Raw genomic sequence first — 18,109 nt, 5'->3', positions numbered from 1 at the left:
TCACGCATCGTAGGCTGCGAGGGCCCGCGCGGCCCATTCGGCGACGGCGGTGCGAGCCCGCGCAGGCGAGAGGATGACGACCTCGCCGGGCGCCTCCTGCACCAGACGCACGGCCGAACCCGAGTTCCAGGCGTCGATGCGCACCCGGGCCCGGTCGGCGACGCTGTCGAGCACCTCCGGAGCGAACCCCGCGAAGCGCTGAAGCAGGCGCTCCGGCACGAGCGCGACGAGATCGAAGGTTTCGGCGGCCGGGTCGTCGTGCACGACGTCCGCTTCGCCATGCGCGACCGGCCCGGCGGGCGGCCGCACGGCGCGGATGCCGCGCATGCGATCGACGCGGAAGGTGCGCTCGGCGCCGCGATCGGCGCAGTGCCCGCGCAGGTACCAGATGCCCGACTCTTGGCGCAGTGCGATCGGGTCGACGAGGCGCGTGCTCTCCGCTCCCGAAGCGTCGCGGTAGCCGAAGCGGAGGGCCGTGGGAGCCTCATCGGGGGCACCCTCGGGGGCGTCTGCGCGTGCGTCGAGCGCGGCGACGATGATCGGCAGCGCCGGGTCGGCTGCATCGTCCGAGAGCGAGAACGACGCCGGGGGCATCTCGCCGCCCATCGCCGCGCCGAGCTTGCGCGCCGCGGCGTGCGCGGCCTCGGCGTCTGCCGCCGGCAGCAGGGCGGCGAGCGACTGCAGACCGGCGATGAGCGCCGCGGCCTCGACGGGCGCGAACCGCGGCGTCTCGTCGACCGCCACCGTGCGCACGAGGCTCGCGATGCCAAGGTCGAGGGCGCTCCAGTCGATGTCGAAGAGATCCTCGTGCTGGTACGACGCGGTCTCCCCCGGCACCCCGGCGGTGCCGAGGAACGGGATGATCTCGCGTTCGAGACGCCGAGCGCTGACATCGAAGACCTCGGCGAGCTCGGCGATGGGCGTGGGCCCGTGATCGAGCAGGTAGGGCACGATCGACAGCAGCAGCGTGAGGGCGTCTCCCGCCGGCAGCGGCGCGGGCCGGACGGGCCGATGCTCGGCGGCCGCGGGCGGGGCCGGGTCGTTCGCGCGCTCCGGGGCCGCGGGCTCCCCCGTGTGCGCCGTCAGCGTGCGCTGCAGCCGGCCGACCACGAGCTCGCGCAGCTCGGCGGGCCCGCTCACCACGGCTTCGCCGCCGTACCCCGACAGCTCGTCGGCGAGCACGTGCAGATCGAGCGCCGGCACGACGAGTGCCGGCGCACCGGATTCGGCGACCGCGTCGGCGCTCGCGCGGGGCGCGAGGCGCGCCTCGGCGACCGACCCGGATGCGACCTCGACGATCGCGCGCTGGTGCACCGCCTGCTCGAGCAGGCCCGCGACGAGCCGATCGGCTTCGCCGCGCAGCGCCTCGTCGAACACGGTCCGCGTCATCTCGACCTCCGAGCGGATGCGTTCGAGCAGGAAGACGCGGCCGTCGTCCCGCTCGAGATCCCACGAGATGAGATGCCAGCGCCCATCGGCGCGATGCAGGCGCAGCGGTGCGACGCGCCGGCGGGCCGGGGCGTCGCGGCCCGGCAGCGCGTACGAGAACTCGACGACCCTCCCGGCGTCGATCGCGGCCTGCAGCGGGGCGCCCGCCGGCTCGGGCACGCCGAAGCTCGGGGCGATGCCGAGCTGGCGCACGTCGAGCCCGGCCCCGAGCGCTTCGAGCTTCATCGTCGCCCGACGGGCCTCGGCCGTCATGCTGCCCTCGCGCCAGGCGACCGCCGCGAGGCGCAGCAGCATCAGTTCGCGCTCGGTGAAGCGCAGGTCGGCGGGGAACTCGAGCTGATCCTTCGCGATGCGGTAGCGGGTCAACTGGTTGTTACCGGCCTCGAGCGGCGAATCGATCGTCTCGATGCGGATGCCGAGCGAGCGCAGCAGCTCCTTGTCGCGTTCGAACTGCCGGTCGAGCGACGGGTTGCTCTCGCCGAAGCGGAACTTGTCGGCGTACCCGTACACGGACGACAGCAGGTCGTGCTTCGTCAGCCCCTCGGTGCTCGCGACGAGTGCGAGCACCACGCTGAAGAGGCGCTGCTCGGGCGGTACCGCCCGAGCGCGCCGCGGCACCGGACTCTCGCTCATACCGGTCGGCTCAGGAGACGCCGAGGATGTCCACGACGACGACGCGCGCCTCGGCGCCGTCGTTCTCGATCACGACGATCTGCGAACCGATGCGCTTGCCGGTGAGGGCTTCGCGGAACGTGTTGCCGGTCGCCGGGATCTGGTCGGTGCTCTGCAGAGCGGTCGGCCCCGAGGTCCAGGTGTTGTTGAGCTCGGTGCCGTCCCAGCCGACCTCGAGCACCTGGGCGATGACGTTCTGGTCTGCGGTCACCTCGGGGCCCGTGCCCTCGATGCGCACCGCCGAGGTCGTACCCCGGGGCGCGGCGTTCGGGGGCAGCACGACGCCCGGGCGGCCCTCGTCGTTCGTGACGACCGAGGGGAAGCCCGCGGGGAGCGCGCGGTCCTTGCCCTGCGCCGAGAGCTCGGAGACGGAGACGACATCGAGCACGCCAACCATCGATTCGCCCGGGGTGCCGCCGATCTGACCGACGAGCTGCATCGCGTCGTTGGGTGCCAGGCCGAGCACGACGCGATCGCCGGGGGCCGCGCAGCGCACTGCTTCGGAGAGCGGGTTCGCCTGGTCGGCCGAGACGAGCAGGAACTCGTGCGGGCCGCCCTGGAAGCCTGCGCCCTCGTAGAGCGATTCGCCCGTCGAGGCGTCGAAGAAGGCCATGTCGATGCCGACGAGCGTACCCTCGTCGGCGCGCTCACCGCCGGCTTCGGCATCGCTCGCATCGATGGTGCGCTGCGTCGTCGAGATCGTCAGCCCCTTCGGCACCTTCACGCTCGGCTGCTCGCCGAACGCGCCGGTGACCTCGGCGCCGTCGCTCAGCACGCCGGGCTGCAGTACGGCCTCGCAATCGTCCGCCGTGTTCTGCGAGGTGCTGCAGGCGGTCAGACCGCCGACGAGCAGGGCGGCGACGGCGGTGGCCGATGCGATGCGACGGAGCATGGAGAACCTCTCGGAAGAGCCGGTGGCGGCGTGGGCGAACCCGACCATCCTATCGAAAGCAGGCTGGGCACGAACCGGATCGTTCGGGGCGGCCGCGCACGATCACGGAGCGGTCGTGCCGCCGGTCTCGCGCGCGTCGGCGATGCGGCGGGCCTCCCGGCCCTTCTTGCGCAGGATCTTGTCGCTCTTCGCGCGCTCGCCGACCGCTTCGGGCACCCACACCTCGTTCGAGTCGGCTCCGCCGAGATCGGGCAGCCAGCTCGCCATGTCGGCGTCGCTGAAGTCGCTCTTCGACGCGCGGCGCTTCAGCTCGGGCAGCACGGCGCCCGGGGCGAGCCGGCGCGCGGTGATGAGGAAGCCGGTGTGCGCGACCATGCGGTGGTCGGGGCGCACGGCGAGCCCTTCAACGTGCCAGCCGCGCACCATCGTCTCGGACGACTGCGGGTGCGTGAACAGCCCGCTGCGCCGCAGCTCCTCGGCCGTGCGCGAGAGCTGCGTCGCGGTCGCGACGTAGCAGATCAGCACCCCGCCGGGCTTCAGCGCCTCGGCGGCGACGTCCACGCACTCCCACGGCGCGAGCATGTCGAGCACGACGCGGTCGATGGTACCTGCGGGGCATGCCGCCGGCAGCGCATCCTGCAGGTCGCCGACCGCGACCGTCCAGTTCTCAGGGGCGCGACCGGCGTACGCCTCGGCGTTGGCCCGGGCGATCTCGGCGAACTCCTCGCGCCGCTCGAACGAGAACAGCTCGCCCTCGGGGCCGAGCGCCCGCAGCAGGTGCAGCGACAGCGCACCCGAGCCCACGCCCGCCTCGACCACCCGGGCGCCCGGGAAGATGTCGGCGAGCGACACGATCTGCGCCGCATCCTTCGGGTAGACGATCGCCGCGCCGCGGGGCATCGACATCACGAAGTCGGAGAGCAGCGGGCGCAGCACCAGGTACTCCTCGCCGCCGCTGTTCGCGACGACCGACCCGTCGGGCAGCCCGACGAGGTCGGCGTGGGCGATGACGCCATGGTGGCTGTGGAACTCTCCGTCGACGACCAGCGAGATCGTGTTGATGCGGCCCTTGGGGCCGGTCAGCTGCACGCGGTCGCCGTAGCCGAACGGGCCGCTGAGGGCGGGCCCCGATGCGGCAGAGGGATCGGCGACGACCGCGGAGCCCTCGGCGCGGTGCGCCCGGAAGCGTGCGGCGAGCTCGGCCGCGCCGACGCCCGAGAGCGTCGGCCACAGCTCGTGCGACGGCGCGGCCGAGAGGTCGACGATGTTCGGGATGCCGAAGGTCACGGCTCCCGATGCCTTCGCCGCGGTCAGCCCGTTCGGGGAGTCCTCGAGCGCGACGCAGTCCTCGATCGCGACGCCTGCGAGCGCGGCGCCGCGCAGGTACGGCTCGGGGTGCGGCTTCTCGAACTCGACGTCGTCGCTCGAGACGATGCCCGAGAAGAGCCCCTCGGGCAGCATGCCGACGACCGCTTCGGCGTTGCGGCGCGCCGCCGCGGTCACCATGATCGACGGGATGCCCGCCGCCTGCAGCTCGTGCAGCAGCTCGACCGCCCCCGGCCGCCAGTCGGCGCCGCGCACCGCGAGGCCCTCGACGACGCCGGTCACCCAGGCGTCGACGATCTCGTCGACCTCGAGCGGCACGCCGAGACCCTGGAACCGCTTCGCCGAATTGCGGAGTCCGCCGCCGATCAGCCACGACTTGATCTCATCGGTCATCTCGATGCCGTACCGGTTGAGGAGGCCGGTCTCGGCCTCGATCCACAGCGGTTCCGTATCGATCAGCGTGCCGTCCATGTCCCAAAGCACGGCCGCGGGCGCCTGCGTATTCGAGAAAGTGCTCATCCGGTCCATCCTAGCGCGCGCCCCGGCGGCAGCCGATAGTCTGGAGCGAACCCGGCGGCACCGCCCCGCCGTGCGCACCGACCATCCGAAGGAGTCCCGCCCCGTGACCGAGACCGACGCCCCGATCGGCCGCCCCCGCGTGCTCATCATGGCCTTCCAGGGCTGGAGCGACGCCGGAGACGCGACGACCGAGGTGCTGCAGCACCTCGGCGATCTGATGGGCGGCGAGGTGCTGCACGCGATCGGTTCGGAGGGCTACGTCGACTTCCAGGTGCATCGTCCGAAGATCTCGATCGACGAGCACGGCGACCGCCGTCTCGATTGGCCCGACACACGTCTCATCGGCACCGGTCGCGAGGGGCGCGATCCCGACGATGCCATCGACGGGCCCGCCGAGACGGTCCGACGCATCGACGGCTCGCCCGTCACCGACCTGTTCCTGCTCGCCGGCGTCGAACCCTCGCGCGACTGGCAGAATTTCGCCGACGACGTCGTCGAGATGCTCGAGAGCTGGGACATCGACGTCGTCATCATTCTCGGCTCGATGTTCTCGGACGCCCCGCATTCCCGCCCGATCGTGACGACCCTCACCTCCGAGAGCGCCCGTCTGCGCGCCGACACCGGCGCCGAGCGCAGCAGCTACGAAGGGGCCGTCGGCATCTCGACGGTCATCGACCTCGCGCTCGTCGCCTCGGGCTTCGAGACCGTCTCGCTCTGGGCGCAGGTGCCCCACTACGTGCACAGCTCGCCGTCGCCCAAAGCGACGCTGGCGCTGCTCGACAAGCTCGAGGAGCTGCTCGACATCGTGATCCCCCGCGGCGACCTGCTCGTGCAGGCGAACGAGTGGGAATCGAACATCAATCGCATCGCTGCGGGCGACGAGGACATGTCGCGCTACATCCGCAGCCTCGAGGATTCGCGCGACGAGGCCCTCGCCGCAGAGACCACCGGCGACGCGCTCGCGGCCGAGTTCGAGAAGTTCTTGGAGGGCGGACGCGACGGCGAGCCGAAGCCCGGCCGTACCGGCACCGACTCTTCCGACGGCGACGCGGACGACGACGGATCCGCGGAGTAGGCGCTCCGCCGGCCCCGGCCCGCCCGAATTTCGGCTCTCACCCGAATTTCGGATGAGAATCGACGTTTCGATCCGAAGTTCGGGTGAGAGCCGAAGTTCGGGTGAAGCACGGCGCGCTGCGTTCTCTCCCGAGAGTTCCGCGGCAGAGGCCGCGGCGTCAAACTCGAGAAAACGCGCTGCGTTTTCTCCCGAGAGTTCCGCGGCAGAGGCCGCGGCGTCAAACTCGAGAAAACGCGCTGCGTTTTCTCCCGAGAGTTCCGCGGCAGTGGCCGCGGCGTCAAACTCGAGAAAACGCGCTGCGTTTTCTCCCTAGAGTTTGACGCCCAGCAGCGCGTCGACGGCGTCGGCGAGCAACTCGGCATCGTCGACGCCCCGGTCGAAGGCGGCGTCGAGCGTCGCGAGCATCACCGGGGTGTCGAGGTCGTTCGCGATCGCGGCGCGCAGCTGCTGCAGCACGGCGACGCTCGATGCGGGGTCGCCGCTGCGTCGCCCGAGCCCCTCGCGCCAGGCCTCCAGCCTGCGCTCGGCGACGCCGAGGTCCTCATCGTGCCACTCCCACTCAGAGCGGTAGTGGTGGGCGAGCAGCCCGAGACGGATCGCCGACGGGTCCGCGGCGCGATCCCGCTGCCCGGCGTGCGAGCCCTCGAGCAGGCGCGAGACGAACACCAAGTTGCCGCGCGACTTCGACATCTTGTGCCCCTGGTACGAGATGAGGCCGGCGTGGCAGTACGCATGGGCGAGCGGCGTGCCCGACAGCGCGGTGGCGTGCGCCGCCGTGAACTCGTGGTGCGGGAAGACCAGGTCGGAACCGCCCCCCTGCACCGTGAAGGCGTCGCCGAGCGTGCCGGCCGCGATGACCGAGCACTCCACGTGCCATCCGGGCCTGCCGGGGCCGACCGTTGAGTCCCAGCTCGGTTCGCCGGCGCGCGCCGCGCGCCAAAGGAGCGGATCGAGCGGATCGCGCTTGCCGGGCCGATCGGGGTCGCCGCCGCGCTCCGCGCTCAGCTGCAGCATCGTCTCGCGATCCATCGACGAGGCGACGTCGCCGAGGCGCCACTGCGACTCGCGGCTCGCGGTCACGGTGTCGAAGTAGATGTCGTCGCCCGCGGAATCGTCGGTGGGCACCGAGTAGCCGTAGCCGCGCTCGACCAGACCGTGCACCGCAGCCGCGATCTCGTCGATGCGCTCGGTCACCGCGACGTAGTGCTCGGGCGGGATCATGCCGAGGCGGTGCATGTCGGAACGGAAGAGGCCGATCTGGTCATCGGCGAGCTCGCGCCAGTCGACGCCGGTCGCGTTCGCGCGCTCGAGCAGCGGGTCGTCGACGTCGGTGATGTTCTGCGAGTAGACCGTCTCGATGCCGGCGTCGCGCCAGGCGCGCTGCATGATGTCGAACGTCAGGTAGGTGAAGGCGTGCCCGAGATGCGTCGAGTCGTACGGGGTGATGCCGCAGACGTAGAGTCGCGCCTTGCCCTCGGAGATGCCCGGGTGCTCGATGCGCCCCGTCGCCGTGTTGTAGAAGCGGGGCAGCACGCCCTCGCCGGGCAGCTCGGGAATGTCGGGCGGGGTCCAGGTTCTCACAGTGCGGCTCCGATCGCGGCGTTCGCGGCGCCGCCGGCGATTGCTCCGCCGGTCGGGGTGAGCACCCCGGTGACGAGCAGGATGATGATGGCGATACCGAGCAGCACCCGGTAGACGACGAAGGGCATGAAGCTGCGCTTCGAGATGTAGCTCATGAAGAACTTGATGATGAAGATCGCGACGACGAACGCGATGACGGTCGCGACGACGGTCATCGACATGGGGGCGCCGCCGCTCGGCTCCCTGAGCACCTTGTACAGCTGGTAGAGGCCCGAACCGAAGACCGCGGGGATGGCGAGCAGGAACGAGTAGCGGGCCGCGGCTTCGCGCTTGTAGCCCATGAGCAGGCCGGCGGTGATGGTGCCGCCCGAGCGGGAGACGCCCGGGATGAGCGCGAGCGCCTGGGCGAGGCCGTAGATGAGGCCGTGCTTCCAGGTGAGGCCCTCGATCGGGAGCTGCTTCTTGCCGACCCAGTCCGCGAGGCCGAGCAGCAGACCGAAGACGATGAGCGTGGTCGCGACGAACCACAGCGAGCGCAGGGTGGTCTCGATCTGATCCTGGAAGAGCAGCCCCAGAATGACGATCGGCAGCGTGCCGAGGATGATCCACCAGCCCATGAGCGCGTCGGGGTCCTTGCGCGGCACGCTTCCCGCCAGGGATCGCGCCCAGCGCCCGATGATGCGCACGATATCGCGCCAGAAGAATACGACGACGGCGGCCTCGGTGCCGAGCTGCGTGATCGCGGTGAAGGCCGCCCCGGCGTCGCCGATGCCGAGCAGCTCGCTCGCGACGCGCAGGTGCGCGCTCGACGAGACCGGCAGGAACTCGGTCAGCCCCTGGACGATGCCCAGGATGATCGCCTCGAGAAAATTCATCGCTTCGTGTGTTCCTTTCCGGGCGCGGCAGTCGCGCCGGCCCGGTCGCACGCGCAGGCGCGCGGGTGCGGGTTCGGTGCGGGCCGCCGTCCAGACTAACCCAGGTGACGGCTCAGTAGCTGCGCAGCAGGTCGACGAGTACGCGATGACCGAAGTCGAGCGCGTCGAGCGGCACGCGCTCGTCGACCCCGTGGAACATGCCGGGGAAGTCGAGATCGGCGGGCAGCCTGAGCGGCGCGAAGCCGTAGCCCGCGATGCCGAGGCGCGACAGCGACTTGTTGTCGGTGCCGCCCGAGAGCAGGTACGGCAGCACCCGCGCTTCGGGGTCTTCGCGCTTCAGGCTCGCCACCATGGCGTCGACGAGCTCGCCCGAGAACGGGGTCTCGAGGCCGACGTCGGAGTGCACGCTCTCGATCTCGATGTCGTCGCCGACGATCGCGCGAATCTCGTCGAGCACGCCGGCCTGGTCGACCGGCAGGGATCGCACGTCGACGAGCGCCTCGGCGGTGTCGGGGATGACGTTGTGCTTGTACCCGGCCTGCAGCACCGTCGGATTGCTCGTCGTGCGCAGGCTCGCCTGGATGAAGCCGCCGCCTGCGCCGAGGCGTACGACGAGCTCCTCCGGGTCGCGCTCCCCCGGCGTTTCGCCGAGGATGCGGGCGATCTCGTCGACGAGTTCGCGCGTCGTGTCGCAGAGCCTGAGCGGCCATTCGTGCCGCCCGAGCGCCGCGATCGCCTCGGCGAGCCGCGTGACGGCGTTGTCCCGCCACACGCGCGAGCCGTGCGCGGCCGTGCCTCGGGCGCGCAGCCTGATCCAGTCGAGCGACTTCTCGCCGGTCTGGATGAGGTAGGCGCGGGTGCCGTCGATGTCGATCGAGTAGCCGCCCACCTCGCTGATCGCGGTCTTCGCCCCTGCGAACAGCTCGGGGTGGTGGTCGACCATGTAGCGGGCGCCGTATTCGCCGCCGTTCTCCTCATCGGCGAAGAAGGCGAGGATCACATCGCGTCGCGGCCTCTCCCCCGCGCGCTGCAGCTCGGCGATCGCCGTGAGGATCATGGCGTCCATGTTCTTCATGTCGACGGCGCCGCGGCCCCACAGCATGCCGTCCTTCACGACGCCCGCGAACGGGTCGACGCTCCAGTTCGCGGGGTCGGCCGGCACGACGTCGAGGTGCCCGTGCAGCACGAGGGCCGGCAGTTCGGGCTCGGCCCCGACGACCCGGGCGACGAGGCTCGCGCGCCCCGGAGCCGATTCGAAGATCTGCGGTGCGAGGCCGAGGCCGCGCAGGTATTCGGCGACGTACTCGGCCGCCGGCCGCTCGGGATTCGCGTCGCCGCCGCCCCGGTTCGTGGTGTCGATGCGGATCAGGTCCCGCGCGATCTTCGCTGTCTCGGAGAGCTCGTTCGTGATGGTCTCGTTCGGCATGCTCCCAGCGTAGCCGAGCGCGATCGGGCCGGGTCGGGAGCGCGTGCGAATGCTGCGCCGTATGACGCGCTACGCTCGCATCGGGAACTACAGATAGGGGCGAACGTGGCCACGTCGAACAGCACGGGCGGATTCCCGCTCGCGGGCTTCCTGCTCGCCATCGCTTCTGCAGCGACGTTCGCGCTCTCCGGCATCTTCGCGAGCGCCCTCATGGCGGCGGGATGGTCGGCCGGCGCGACGACGACGACGCGCCTCGTGCTGGCCGCGCTCGTGCTGCTCGTCCCGACCGTGGTCTCGATGCGCGGCCGCTGGTCCTTACTGCGGCACGGCTGGAAATCGGTGCTGCTCTTCGGTCTGCTCGCGGTCGCGATCTGCCAGCTCGCCTTCTTCATGTCCGTGCAGCTGATCGCGCCGAGCCTCGCGCTGCTCATCGAGTTCATGGGCCCCGTGCTCCTGGTGCTGTGGGTCTGGCTGCGCACCCGGATGGCGCCGTCGGCGCTGACCCTCGTCGGAGCCGTGCTCGCGGTCGGCGGGCTGCTCGCGATCTCGGGCATCGGCGGCGGGGGCGCCGCGCTCCATCCGCTCGGCATCGTGTTCGGTCTCGTCGCCGCGATCGGCAACGCGGCCTACTACGCTGCCGGCGCTCAGGCCTCGCACGGCATCCCGCCGATCCCGTTCGTCGGCCTCGGTCTGGGCCTCGGCGCGGTCGTGCTCGTCTGCGTCTCGCTCACCGGCATCCTGCCGTTCGAGGTGGCCGACGCCCCGGTCGTGATCGCGGGCGCCGAGGTCTCCCCCGTCGTCGCCGTCGCGGGGCTCGTCGTGATCTCGACCGCCACTCCCTACGTGCTCGGCGTCGCGGCCTCCCGCCGCCTCGGCGCGACGCTGTCGAGCTTCACCGGGTACTCCGAGGCCCTCTTCGGCATCTTCTGGACGATCGTGCTGCTCGCCATCCTGCCGACGGGCATGCAGTGGATCGGGGCTGCTCTCATCATCAGCGGCGTCGTCGTCGTGCGTCTCGGCGAGCTCGCGAAGGGCCGCGACCGGGGACGCGCATAGCCCTGTTCCGATCGGACCGGGGCTCGCTATCCTGGGGCCATGCCGTGGTGGACTCCGACTTCCGGCCTGCAGCTCGGGCTGCTGGCCGCGTCGTTCGTGCTCTGCGGCCTCATCGGCCTCGAACGCCAGTTCCGCCAAAAGGCCGCCGGGTTCCGCACCCATGTGCTCGTCGGCACCGGTTCGGCCACGTTCACCCTGGTGTCTGCGTACGGGTTCGAACCGCTGCTCGGCCATGCGACCGGCGGCGATCCCTCGCGCATCGCGGCGCAGGTGGTCTCGGGCATCGGCTTCCTCGGCGCCGGCGTCATCTTCACGCGGCGCGACGTGGTGCGCGGCCTCACGACCGCGGCCACGGTCTGGGTTGCGGCGGCGGTCGGCATGGCGTGCGGCGCTGGAATGGTGATGCTCGCCGTCGGACTCACCGCCGCGCACATGTTCGCCCTCATCATTGTCGGCCCCCTGGTGGCGAAGCTGCCGAACCGCGATTCGAACCGCGTGCTGCACCTCGTCTATCTCGACGGCAGCGGCACGCTCCGGCAGGTGCTCACCGATGCGGCGGAGGTCGGCTTCTCGGCCTACATCCTCCGCTCGGAGAAGCACGAGCACACCGGCATCGTCGAACTCGACGTGCGGTTCAAGGGCAAGCCCCCGCTCGAAGTGCTGATCCCGAAGCTCCACGAAGTGCCGGGCATCCGCTCCGTGCAGGTGCGGCACGACGACGCCGACGACGACGAGTGACGAGCCCCGGGCAGCCGGCCACGAACACCCGATGGACGGAAGCAGGCAGATGCGATGAAACGATCCGGAATCCTCGGCCGCGACCTCCTGTATGCGATCGGGTCGCTCGGGCACACCGATACCTTCGCGGTCGCCGACTGCGGGCTGCCCATCCCGCCGGGCGTGCGCGTGATCGATCTCGCGGTGGTCGCCGGTGTGCCGGGGTTCCTCGACGTGCTCGACGCCCTCACCGCCGAGGTCGTGACCGAGCACGCCATCGCCGCGGTCGAAGCCGACGACCATGCGGCGGGACCAGCGCTGCGCGAGCGCTTCCCCGGGCTCGAACAGGTGTCGCACGAGCAGTTGAAGCGGCTCACCGCCGACTGCCGGTTCATCGTGCGCACCGGTGAGGCCCGCCCCTATGCGAACGTGATCCTGCGGTCGGGCGTCCCATTCTGAGCGGCGCTTCTCGTTCCTCCGCGTACGGAGGCGCCGCGTCTTCTGCTACGCTGTTGCGCATGATCTCCTGACCATCGACACGCACCTGCGTCCGAGGCCCTTTCGCGCGCCCGGCAGGTCACTCGACGATCTCAAGGGTTTCATGTTCCATTCAGCATCTGCATTCGACGCACGCACGCACCTGCGGGTCGATGGCGTCTCGCACTCCTACGCCGGGCGGCGCGTACTGACCGACATCTCGTTCACCGTCTCGGCGGGCGAGCGGGTCGGCCTCATCGGCGAGAACGGTTCGGGCAAGTCGACGCTGCTGCGCGCGATCGCGGGGCTGCTCGACGATCGCGTCGGCACAGTCTCGGTCGAATCGCCCGGCGGCGCGGCGACCACGATCGGCCTGCTGCATCAGGAGCCGCCGTTCGCGCTCGAGGATTCGATCGACGAGGCGCTCGAGGGGTCGGTGGCGCCCGTGCGGCACGCGGCGGCCGCGGTCGGCGAGCTCGGCGGCGCAATGGCCGAGCACCCCGACGACCCGGAGATCGAGCATGCGTTCGCCCGCGCCCTCGACGACGCCGAACGCCTCGGGGCGTGGGAGGTCGACGCGCGCATCGCCGCGACCGTGAACGGTCTCGGCCTCGGAGCCTTCGATCGATCGCGGGCGGCGGGGTCCCTCTCGGGCGGGCAGCGCGCGCGTCTCGGTCTCGCCTGCCTGCTGCTCAGCTCCCCCGATGTGCTGCTGCTCGACGAGCCGACGAACCACCTCGACGATGCCGCGACCGCGTTCCTCGTGGGCGCACTCGCGGCCTGGCGGGGGCCGGTGCTCATCGCGAGCCACGACCGCGCCTTCCTCGATGAGACCGCGACCTCGCTCATCGACCTCGACCCCTCGCCCATTCCGCACGCGGTCTCGGGCCCGCTCGTGCAAGACGGCAGCGGCACAGGGATCGGCGCCGCCCGCTTCACCGGCGGCTTCAGCGACTATCTCGCCGATCGGCAGGACGCCCGGGCGCGCTGGGAGCGGCAGTACCGCGACGAGCAGGCCGCGATCGCGAAGATGCGCGCCTCGGTCTCGGGGCAGCAGACCGTCGGGCATACCGACTGGAAGCCCCGCACGGAGAGCCGCATCGCCCAGAAGTTCTACGGCGACCGCAACGCGAAGGTCGTCTCGCGCCGGGTGAACGATGCGCGCGGCCGCCTCGAGCAGCTCGAGGCGGAGCAGATCCGCAAGCCTCCGGTCGAGCTCGAGTTCCGCGGTCTCACGGTCGCGGGCGCACCGCGCGCCGGCGCATCGGGCGCCGGCGCATCGGGCGCCGGCGGAGACGGCACCGGTTCAGGTGCGCTGGAGCCCGTGCTCGTGGCGACGAACGTCTCTTCCGCCGAGCGCCTCGTGCCGCATTCACTCAGCATCAGCCGCGGCGAGCGCTGGCTCATCACCGGGCCGAACGGTGCGGGCAAGTCGACGCTGCTCGGCATACTCGCGGGCCGGCTCTCCCCGGATACCGGGCAGGTGACGCGTTCGAGCGGCGACCGGGTCGAGCTGCTGTCGCAGGAGATCGAGCTCGCCGACCCGCGGGGGCGCGGCGACGGCCGCACCGTGCTGCAGGCGTACACCGACCTCGTCGGCGAGCGGACGGGCGATACCGGTCTTGCGGAGCGTGTGCCGCTCACCGCGTTCGGGCTCATCGCGGGCCGCGACCTGAACCGGCCGGTATCGACGCTCAGCGTCGGGCAGCAGCGCCGGCTCGCGCTCGCCGTGCTGCTCGCCGACCCGCCCGAGATCCTGCTGCTCGACGAACCGACCAACCACTTCTCGCTGAGCCTGATCGACGCCCTCGAGACGGCGCTCGAGCGCTACCCCGGCACGGTGGTGGTCGCGTCGCACGACCGCTGGCTGCGCCGCCGCTGGTCGGGCGAGCGCTTCGAGGTCTCGCCCGAGTAGCCCGCCGGGTCGCTGAAGCCCCTCGGCGAGCCACTCGAAGACGGCGGCGTGCCGGTCAGAGCGCGAAGCCGCCCCGGTCGACGCCCACCACGCGGTCCCCCAGGAAGAAGCGGACGCCGTACTGCGGCCCGTGCCCGCCGATACCGCTCGTTCCCCAGAAAGTCTGCTGCGACCCGTCGGCGAGGTCGGACATGAACGTCCCGTTGATGCGCACCTCGCCCGCACGGATGCGGGAGGCGAGGTCGAGTGCCGCATCGATGTCGCCGCTGAAGACGTAGGCGTCGAGCCCGCCGGTCGGCGCATTCGCGTGACGCAGCGCTTCGAGTTCGTCGGTGTACGCGTGCATCGTGAGCAGCGGCCCGAAGAGTTCGGTCGTCGCGTCTTCCGCGGCCGTGCCGACGACGACGCCGGGGTTCAGGAACCATCCGCCCAGATCCGGCAGGTCATCGCGCCCGAGCAGCGAGCCGCCGAGGCCTTCGAGCCGCGCGACCTCGTGCTGCAGCGCGTCGCGATGGCGCTCGAATGCGAGGGGCCCGAGTTGCGTCGATTCATCGAGTCCGTCGCCCATGCGGAGCGCGGCGAACTCCGTCTGAATCGCGGATGCCAGGTCGTCGTGCAGCGAGTCGTGCACGAGGATCTTGCCGGGCGCCTCGCACCATTGGCCGTTGACCCGAGTCGTGCCCTGTACGAGCGATGCGGCGGCGGCGGCCACATCCGCGTCGTGCCGGACGATGACTGGGTTGTTCGATCCGAGCTCCATCTGCGCCACAGCAAGGGCGGAGGCCGCGCTCATTGCCACCGACCTGCCGGTGTCGACGCCTCCGGTGAACACCAGCGCTCCGATCCTCGGGTCCCCGGTCAGCAGGGTACCGATCGACGAGCCGCCCTGGAGGAGCTGGAAGTACCCCTTCGGAAGCCCCCGTTCCTCGATCAGACCGATCAGCATCTCCGCCATCAGCTGCACCCCGCTCGGGGTGTTCTCAGACGGTTTCAGCAGCACCGGGCAGCCCGCGAGTAGCGCAGCGGCGACTTTGCCCGACGATGTGAACGAGGGCACATTCCACGGGGCGACGATGACCGCCGGGCCGATCGGTTCGCGCAGCAACCGTACGGGGTAGTCGGGAGTGCCCAGTTCGACGGATTCGCCGAGTTCGATCGCCTCGCGCACCACCGACCGCACGCGGTCGCCGAGCGACGAGGCGATGATCTTCGCCGTTGCGATCGGGCAGCCGGTGTTGATCGAATCCTGATACGCGACTTCCTCCTGACGGCGATCGAGCGCATCGGCGAATGCTTCCATCAGCTCGACGCGCGCGTCGAGCTGAATCTCGCGGCTTCGGCCGCCCTCCGAAAAACGATGCGCTGCGGCGAGCGCACGCTCGATGTCCGCAGGTGCGGTGGTGAGCTTCTGCTGGCGCACTTCGCCGGTGTTCGGGTCGCAGAGGGGTCGGCCGCTGTCTTCGAGCGCGATCCATTCGCCATCGATGTACGAGCGCTGGAGAATGATCGGTGGGATGGTTCTGGTCATGGGTCCGTGTCCTAACGTGCCATGCGGAGCATGGCGATCTGGGGCTGTGCGTTGACGCCGATCCAGCCTTCGCTGCCGTCGTCGCCGCTGACGCGGTAGAGGATGGCTCCGCGGCCGGGGTTCTCGAATTCGACTTCGATCGCCCCGTCGCGTCTCAGCGTGCCGAGCACCTGTATCTTGCGACCGGCGACGTCCGTCCAGAAGTAGGGCATCTCGGGTGCACTCGGTTCGCGGCCGATGAGCGTCTCGGCGAGGTGCGTGCCGTGCTCGGCGGCAGCGGTCCAGCTCTCCGTTCGGATGCGTTCGCCGGATACCGTCTGCCGGGTGATGACATCGCCGATGCCGAAGACGGTCTCGTGCACCGCTTTCCCGGTCATCACGCGCCCCCGTTCGTCGCACACGAGCTGCCCGTCGGTGAGGAGGCCGCTGTCGGAGAGCCAGGAGGTGATCGGCCGCGCACCGACCGCGCTGATGAGCGCATCGAAGGCGAGCACGCTGCCGTCGCCGAGGATCATGGTCCAGTCGCCCGGACCGCCGGTGATCTGTTCGATATCGGCCCCCCATCGGCAATCGATGCCGATCGCCTGGAGCCAGGACGCGACGTCGGCGCCGAGGTGGCCGACGAGCAGCCGTTCGAGCGGCCGGTCGGCCTTGTCGAGAAGCACGACCTCTGCGCCGTTGCCGACGAGCGAGGTCGCGAGTTCCGATCCGATCGCGCCGGCGCCGATGATGCCGACGCGGTCGCCGTCGCCTGCAGCTCGGCGTATGCGTTCGACGTCGCCGAGCGTGCGCAGGCGAAGCACTCCCTCCGGTTCGATGGGCAGACTGACCGGCGATGCTCCGGTAGCGATGACGAGGCGACCGTAGCGCACCCGCCTGGTCTCGCCGCTCTCTTCCAACCGCAGTTCGACGGTCGATGCCAGGGGATCGACGCCCGTCGCTTCGGCTGCGATCACCGGAGCGATCCCCTGCCACTCGACGGCGATCTCCGTATCCTCGGGGCTGGTGAGGAAGCGTTTGGAGAGCGGCGGTCGCTCGTACGGCATGCTCGGGTCCCGGTCGACGACGAGCAGCTCGCCGCTGTAACCGAGTTCGCGCAGGCGGTTGCCGAACGCTTCGGCCGCGACCGAGGCGCCGATGACGACGATGTCGTACTCGTCGGCGATCATGGTGCGCCTTCGACGTCTCGGAGCATGATGGCTCGTTCCGGGCAGTTCTTGATAGCCTTGCGCACGTTCTCCTCGTCGACCGAGCCCTCGCGGCCGGGCAGTACGTAGCTGTAGCCTTCGTCGTCGATGCCGAAGGTCTCGGGGGCGAGCGCCCAGCAGCGGGCATGACCCTGGCAGCGGTTCAGATCGATGTACAGTTCCTTCGCCATGATGATCACTCCGTCCCGATGCGAGCGGCGAGGGGGCCGACTCCGTGCCAGACCTGGTCGCCGACGGTCTCGAACGAGGGCACCTTCGCCAGGAACTCCTGCAGACCGATGATGAGCTCCTTGCGTGCGAGATTCGACCCGAGGCAGCGGTGCACTCCGCCGCCGAATGCGAGGTGCCGGTTGTCCTCGCGATCGATCTTGATCGTGTTCGGGTCTTCGAAGATCTCGGGGTCGCGGTTGCCCGCGCCGAACACGAGCACCACCCGTTCGCCTGCTTTGATCTCGTGCCCCTGCACGGCGGTGTCGCGCGTGCACTTGCGCGCCATCGCCTGCACCGGTGACATGGTGCGCAGGAACTCTTCGACCGCGATCGGCACCTGGTCGGGGTTCTCGCGGAGCTGCTGCTGGGCCTTCGGATTCTGGCCCAGGTACCAGAGGGAGGCTCGCAGCGCCCATGCGGTGGTGTCGAGGCCGGCGACGAAGAGGAGATAGGCGTACGAGATCATCTCCTCCTGAGTGAGCGCGCGTCCGTCGATCTTCGAATGGATGATCTTGTCCATGAGGTCGGTGTATTCGCCGCCGTCGGCCTGGCGGGTTTCGATCATGTTGCGGAAGTACCCGATGACCTCGTCGCTCGCGGCGCGGGCGACCTCGGGATGCTCGGTGCGTTCGTAGAGGATGTCGTCCACCCACTTGTCGAACTTCGGCCAGTCAGCCTCGGGGTACCCGCAGAGACGGCTGAAGATGATCGTCGGCATGGGGCGGGCGAACCCCTTCGAGAGGTCCGCGATACCGTCGTTCGCTGCCGCTTCCGCGAGCACCTCTTCTGCGAGTGCTCGCGCGGTCTCGACCATACCGGGCTCGAGCTTCGCGATGTTCATCGGGGTGAACAGCGGCAGCAAGATCTTGCGATACGCCGTGTGCTCGGGCGGATCGACGTCGATCGGCACCATCGGGAAGTCGATGCCGAGGTCGGGCAGCAGCATCGTGGGGCGTACCGAGAAGGTCTCCGGATCCTGCTCGGCGGCGAAGATGTCTTCGCTCTTGGCGAGGAAGGTGAACCCGCCGTACTTCTTGCTGCGCCCCACGGGGCACTCGTTCATCATGACCTCGTAGTCGTCAAAGATGGTGTCGAGGTGGTCGCCGTGGTAGCTGAATTCGTTGAGGTCTTCGGTGGTCTTGGCCATGATCGGGTCCTTTCTTCGGTGCCGGACCGCAGCCTT

General features: G+C 70.3%; 15 protein-coding genes and 1 pseudogene. 5 read left to right on the top strand and 11 right to left on the bottom strand.

Annotated features, from left to right (window positions below):
• The 4 genes and pseudogenes from ACUYTF_RS11425 to ACUYTF_RS11410 all read right to left on the bottom strand — a co-directional run.
• A complete protein-coding gene (locus ACUYTF_RS11425; protein ID WP_434143290.1) occupies window positions 1-2,082 on the bottom strand; it encodes a WYL domain-containing protein in 2,082 nt (693 codons plus the stop codon).
• 10 nt (window positions 2,083-2,092) lie between these two features.
• On the bottom strand, window positions 2,093-3,013 hold the full coding sequence (locus tag ACUYTF_RS11420) for a peptidylprolyl isomerase (protein WP_434143288.1): 921 nt from the start codon (window positions 3,011-3,013) through the stop codon (window positions 2,093-2,095).
• A 102-nt stretch (window positions 3,014-3,115) separates the two neighbouring features.
• Window positions 3,116-4,279: a class I SAM-dependent methyltransferase gene (locus ACUYTF_RS11415; RefSeq protein ID WP_434143617.1), complete on the bottom strand. Its 1,164-nt coding sequence runs from the start codon at window positions 4,277-4,279 to the stop codon at window positions 3,116-3,118.
• Window positions 4,280-4,300: 21 nt separating this feature from the next.
• Window positions 4,301-4,858, bottom strand: a pseudogene (locus ACUYTF_RS11410) (HAD family hydrolase); the annotation flags it as partial.
• A gap of 103 nt (window positions 4,859-4,961) precedes the next feature.
• Between ACUYTF_RS11410 and ACUYTF_RS11405 the strand changes: the two are divergent.
• Window positions 4,962-5,933 carry a PAC2 family protein gene (locus tag ACUYTF_RS11405; protein WP_434143287.1) on the top strand — a complete coding sequence of 324 codons (972 nt, stop codon included), beginning with the start codon at window positions 4,962-4,964 and terminating at the stop codon, window positions 5,931-5,933.
• Window positions 5,934-6,242: 309 nt separating this feature from the next.
• On the opposite strand, the gene mshC is transcribed toward ACUYTF_RS11405, so the two are convergent.
• From mshC to ACUYTF_RS11390, 3 genes are all read right to left on the bottom strand, one after another.
• Window positions 6,243-7,514 (bottom strand): cysteine--1-D-myo-inosityl 2-amino-2-deoxy-alpha-D-glucopyranoside ligase, encoded by a 1,272-nt coding sequence (gene mshC / locus ACUYTF_RS11400; RefSeq protein WP_434143285.1) that lies wholly within the window; start codon window positions 7,512-7,514, stop codon window positions 6,243-6,245.
• Window positions 7,511-8,389 (bottom strand): undecaprenyl-diphosphate phosphatase, encoded by an 879-nt coding sequence (locus ACUYTF_RS11395; protein ID WP_434143284.1) that lies wholly within the window; start codon window positions 8,387-8,389, stop codon window positions 7,511-7,513. Before ACUYTF_RS11395 ends, mshC begins: the two co-directional genes overlap by 4 nt.
• A 112-nt stretch (window positions 8,390-8,501) precedes the next feature.
• Entirely contained in the window at window positions 8,502-9,815 is a 1,314-nt protein-coding gene (locus tag ACUYTF_RS11390) for a M20/M25/M40 family metallo-hydrolase (RefSeq protein WP_434143282.1), read from the bottom strand.
• Between the two features lie 105 nt (window positions 9,816-9,920).
• Here ACUYTF_RS11390 and ACUYTF_RS11385 point away from each other — a divergent pair, with 105 nt between their 5' ends.
• The 4 genes from ACUYTF_RS11385 to ACUYTF_RS11370 all read left to right on the top strand — a co-directional run bounded on the left by ACUYTF_RS11385 (window position 9,921) and on the right by ACUYTF_RS11370 (window position 13,980).
• Window positions 9,921-10,871: an EamA family transporter gene (locus tag ACUYTF_RS11385; protein ID WP_434143280.1), complete on the top strand. Its 951-nt coding sequence runs from the start codon at window positions 9,921-9,923 to the stop codon at window positions 10,869-10,871.
• 39 nt (window positions 10,872-10,910) lie between these two features.
• On the top strand, window positions 10,911-11,609 hold the full coding sequence (locus ACUYTF_RS11380; protein WP_434143278.1) for an MgtC/SapB family protein: 699 nt from the start codon (window positions 10,911-10,913) through the stop codon (window positions 11,607-11,609).
• Window positions 11,610-11,663: 54 nt separating this feature from the next.
• Window positions 11,664-12,047: a D-ribose pyranase gene (gene rbsD / locus ACUYTF_RS11375; protein WP_434143277.1), complete on the top strand. Its 384-nt coding sequence runs from the start codon at window positions 11,664-11,666 to the stop codon at window positions 12,045-12,047.
• A 142-nt stretch (window positions 12,048-12,189) separates the two neighbouring features.
• Window positions 12,190-13,980, top strand: a complete 1,791-nt coding sequence (locus tag ACUYTF_RS11370) for an ATP-binding cassette domain-containing protein (RefSeq protein WP_434143275.1) — start codon at window positions 12,190-12,192, stop codon at window positions 13,978-13,980.
• Window positions 13,981-14,035: 55 nt separating this feature from the next.
• Here the strand turns inward: ACUYTF_RS11370 and ACUYTF_RS11365 are convergent, their stop codons facing one another.
• Genes ACUYTF_RS11365 through ACUYTF_RS11350 form a run of 4 tightly spaced genes read right to left on the bottom strand, consistent with a single transcriptional unit; the run spans window position 14,036 to window position 18,073 of the window.
• Window positions 14,036-15,508, bottom strand: coding sequence for an aldehyde dehydrogenase family protein (locus ACUYTF_RS11365; RefSeq protein WP_434143273.1), 1,473 nt, complete (start codon window positions 15,506-15,508; stop codon window positions 14,036-14,038).
• Between the two features lie 11 nt (window positions 15,509-15,519).
• Window positions 15,520-16,677 (bottom strand): FAD-dependent oxidoreductase, encoded by a 1,158-nt coding sequence (locus tag ACUYTF_RS11360; protein WP_434143271.1) that lies wholly within the window; start codon window positions 16,675-16,677, stop codon window positions 15,520-15,522.
• The gene (locus tag ACUYTF_RS11355; RefSeq protein ID WP_434143270.1) at window positions 16,674-16,886 is read right to left on the bottom strand and encodes a ferredoxin; all 213 of its coding nucleotides are present in this window, start codon (window positions 16,884-16,886) and stop codon (window positions 16,674-16,676) included. Before ACUYTF_RS11355 ends, ACUYTF_RS11360 begins: the two co-directional genes overlap by 4 nt.
• 5 nt (window positions 16,887-16,891) lie before the next feature.
• The gene (locus ACUYTF_RS11350; RefSeq protein ID WP_434143268.1) at window positions 16,892-18,073 is read right to left on the bottom strand and encodes a cytochrome P450; all 1,182 of its coding nucleotides are present in this window, start codon (window positions 18,071-18,073) and stop codon (window positions 16,892-16,894) included.
• Between the last annotated feature and the right edge of the window lie 36 nt (window positions 18,074-18,109).

This window comes from Leucobacter sp. GX0328, from assembly GCF_053567315.1.
The sequence above is the reverse complement of the archived record's forward strand: the minus strand, read 5'-3'. Positions and strand labels throughout refer to the sequence as shown.